The sequence below is a fragment of the Bradyrhizobium sp. genome (assembly GCF_049512235.1).
Classification (GTDB): Bacteria; Pseudomonadota; Alphaproteobacteria; order Rhizobiales; family Xanthobacteraceae; genus Bradyrhizobium.
Window position 1 is genome coordinate 1 of record NZ_JBEKXH010000548.1, and the last position, 3,992, is coordinate 3,992.

3 protein-coding genes are annotated in these 3,992 nt (G+C 64.0%); 1 reads left to right on the forward strand and 2 read right to left on the reverse strand.

What is annotated here, in order from left to right; all coding sequences use genetic code 11:
• Positions 1-1,565: DUF6624 domain-containing protein (locus ABSG20_RS31450; RefSeq protein WP_423868345.1), on the forward strand; the 1,565-nt coding region annotated here is incomplete at its 5' end.
• A gap of 39 nt (positions 1,566-1,604) precedes the next feature.
• Here the strand turns inward: ABSG20_RS31450 and ABSG20_RS31455 are convergent.
• Both ABSG20_RS31455 and ABSG20_RS31460 read right to left on the reverse strand, forming a co-directional pair.
• A complete protein-coding gene (locus tag ABSG20_RS31455) occupies positions 1,605-2,948 on the reverse strand; it encodes an MFS transporter (RefSeq protein WP_423868346.1) in 1,344 nt (447 codons plus the stop codon).
• 95 nt (positions 2,949-3,043) lie between these two features.
• Positions 3,044-3,992 (reverse strand): FAD-dependent monooxygenase (locus tag ABSG20_RS31460; RefSeq protein WP_423868347.1); only part of this gene is annotated, 949 nt, incomplete at its 5' end.

Sequence of the window (3,992 nt, forward strand, 5' to 3'; positions counted from 1 at the left end):
GCTCCTACACGTCGGTGATCGCCACGATGATCGGCCAGCATCCGGACCTTGCCGGACTGCCCGAACTGAAGCTGTTCAGCTACCGCAGCATCGGCGAGTTGGAGGCGTCGCTTCCGTCCTACTGGATCGAGCGCGGCTTCACCCACACCAGCCCTGGCCTGGTGCGAGCCCTGGCGCAAATCGAGTTCGGCGATCAGACCGCCCCGAGCCTGGCCGAGGCGCAGGCATGGCTGCGCCAGCGCGGGCACTGGTCGGGAGCGGACGTGTTTGACGTCCTGCTGGCGCGGCTCGCGCCACGCACCGCGGTGGAGAAATCACCCGAGAACGTCACCAGCGCCGCCGCGCTGCGCCGGCTCGCGTCCGCCTATCCGGAAGCGCGCTACCTGCACCTGACCAGGCATCCTTCGACCACCCAGGCCTCGATGGCAGAGCATCTCGGCCGGACCGTGCCGGAGCATCCCCGCCTCGGCGAGCCGATGACGGGCTTCGCTGCCTGGTGCGACATTCACGCCCGTATCCTGCGCGTCACTGCGACGCTGCCTGCAGACCGACTTATGCGGGTGCGGGCGGAGGACATCCTCAACGACACTCGGACGCAGTTGCGAGCGATCGCGACATGGCTGCGACTGCGCACCGACGACGCCGCGATCGAGGCGATGCGCCATCCGGAAGCTTCGCCGTTCGCGCGCTTCGGGCCGCCGGGCAGCGGGGTCATCGGCGGTCACGATCACGGCTTTCTGCGCGACCCGATCCCGCGCCGGGTCGAGGTTCCCCCGACGATCGAACCGCCGCCTGGATGGCACGGCGAGCAGCGCTTGTGGCACCATACCGTCAAGCTCGCGCATCAACTCGGCTACGGTGATGCGCTGATGCAAACGCCGCGCCGAAGCCGGCAGAAGCGCGCCGCAATCGACCCCGGCACATTGCGCGAAGAACTGGTGCGCCGGCGCGACATCGATCTCGCCGCCCGCTCCGCGTACGCCGGCGCGCCTGCGGCGATGGCGCGGCTCATGGAGATGGACAGTGACAACACCGCGTGGCTGATGGCGATCGTGGATCAGATCGGCTGGCCCGGCCATTCGCTGGTCGGCGAGCAAGCCGCGCACGCAGCATGGCTGCTGGCGCAGCACGCCGACCTGAACCCGGCTTTCCAGCGGCGGTGCCTGGAGCTGTTGGGACAGGCGGCCGGGCGCGGCGACGCATCGCCCGCCGATTTCGCTTATCTGACAGACCGGGTGTTGTTGGCGAGCGGGGACCCGCAGCTCTATGGCACCCAGCTTACGGTCCACGAGGGCCGGTTCGTGGCGGCACGATTGCGCGACCCCGAATCCGTCGACGACCGCCGCGCCGCCGTCGGCCTCGACCCGATCGCAGCGCATCTCGGCCCCGCGCCCGACCGCCCGGGATCGCCCAGGCTGACGCGCCGCGCATGTCCGGGCTGCGGCGAACCGATCGAGGTGTGGCTGCCTGCGCCCGGTGGAACGACGCGATTCAAATGCCCGGCTTGCGGCGCCACCGGAACCGTGCGCACCAGACCGCGCTCCGCCCTGGTTCGCGGCCTCTGACGATCCGTTACGATCAGGCACTCAAAACCGCGCCCAGGTTTAGAGCGCCGCAGCCGCGGTCGCGACCAGTGGAATGCGCACTTTTCCCATAACGAATATGGCCAGTCCAGCTATGAATGCTGGAATCGCCACGACCGCAAACACCGTGGGTAGACCCCAATCGAGGGAAAGCATCACTCCGCCGATCATGGATCCCAGTACCGATCCGATGCGCCCTATGCCGTTCGACCAGCTAACGCCGGTCGCCCTGCTCGCAGTCGGATAGTAACCGGCAGCCAGGGCATTCGCACCTACTTGAGACCCGGATACACAAAATCCGGCGCCGAACACCGCAAGCACCATCAACCAAGGCGAAGCAGACGCATTGCCGATCAGGAATATGAAAATCCCCGCTGAGGCATACGCGATTCCAAGCACACTGTGCGGATTCGCCTTGTCCATCAAGCGCCCGATGGTAACCGCACCGACGGTGCCTCCGATCTGAAACATCGCGGTAATCAATGATGCGGTCTTGAGGGTTACGCCGGAGTTATGGATTAACGTCGGCAACCAGCTCGAGAGCAGATAGACCACAAGCAAGCTCATGAAAAATGTGAGCCACAGCAATAGTGTTCCGCGTACCAGGTCGCCTTCGAATAGCTGGGCGACTGGAGAGCCATGCGGTTTGTGAGCGCCAGTAAAATGCGCATTTGCAAGCTCGGCCTCCGGATCGATACGACGCAAAACCGCTCGGATACGTTCCGGCTCGCTGCCCTTCATAACCAGGTAGCGTACCGACTCGGGTAAAATATATAAAAGCACCGGTGCAAGCAGAAGCGGCAGAACGCCACCGACGATTAGCACCGAACGCCAACCATAGTCCGCGACGATCTGCGAAGCGACGATCCCACCGAGCGCGGAGCCGATGGTGAAGCCGCAGAACATCAGAGTGACCAGAAACGAGCGGCGACCTTCCGGACAATATTCTGAGGTCAGGGTGATTGCGTTTGGCATCGCACCGCCGAGCCCGAGGCCGGTAAGGAAACGTAGGCCAATGAGTATCGTTATATCGGAACTCCTGGCGGAGAGCAGGCTCATTGCACCGAAGAAGACGACCGACAGAACCAGAGCGGCTTTGCGGCCATGCCGGTCTGCGAATGGGCCGATAAGAAAGGCGCCCGCCATCAAGCCAAACAATCCGGATCCGAACAACGGCGCGAGTTGTCCTGGCGTCAATCCCCATTCACCTTTAATAGCGGGGGCGATGAAGCCTATCGCGGCTGTGTCGAAGCCGTCGATCGCAACGACAAGAAAACATAATCCCAACAGCGTCATCTGCAACCGTGATAGTTTGCGCTGGTTGATAAATTCTTGAACGTCGATGAATTTTGCTTGCGCGGGCATCACCAATTCCTCCCTAACTTTTTTGCCATTGTTCGTTTCCTTCAAACCATTTTGTCGGGTCCGGCGGCGCGGGGCGGCACGGTTCCTGCGCTGCATCACGCCCAGTGCTGATCGAGCAAGAACTGCCCGAAAAAGTCGGCGAGCCCTTCGTATGCGTCGAGCGGCAGCACGTTCGCGACGTGCTGGTCCGGACGGACGACGATCACCGCTCCCCTCTCGCGGTCGATGCCGCGCAGATCGAAGATATCCGAACCGTTCTTGAGGTCGGGCGTGTAGGCCTTCTCATAGTCGATCAACTTGAACCGGCCTTTGCGCGGCACCAGCATCGCCGGCAGCGCTTCGACCTTGAGGTCGCGATGCCCTTGCTGGAAGATCCCGCGGACGTCGATGACGCTGTCGATATCCGCCCCGCGCGGGGTGAACCGCCGGATCGGCGACCGCTCCGATTGCGCGAGGTGATCCATGAGCGCGCGCAGCCTTTCTCCGCTCGCGTCGGCAAAGGCGTAGATGCGCCACGCTCCGTCGGCCCGAGCTGCGTGGCCGAGTTGCACCGGCTTGGCGTCGGCAAGGCGCACGACGAGCGCCGAGTGGAAGCGCATACCGATCGTGTAGCCTTTGGCCAGCGCTTGCTGCGTCGCTTCGGCGGTCAGGTAGGTCGCCGGCGGATAATGCGTCCCGACGCCGGCCGTGTAGCGGCCCGACATCACGAAATAGGCCTGAAGTTCCGCGGGATCGACGCCCCCCAGTTCCGGGTGGTCCGGATTCTTCGGCGGCGAGGCCATGATCTTCGACCATTCCTTGTCGAAGTCGATGAGGCCCTGCGCGATCGCGTGGCGCTCGACCGTGTAGGTACGAAGCAGGTCCGGCTTGGCGCGCCCTTCGAGGACAGAGGCGAGCTTCCACCCGAGGTTGTATGTGTCCTGCATGGATACGTTCATGCCTTGGCCAGCTTTGGCGCTGTGCGTGTGGCACGCATCGCCGGCAATGAACACCCGCGGCAGGCGAGACCCTGCCTCGTCTGCCGTGACGTCGTCGAAGCGGTCA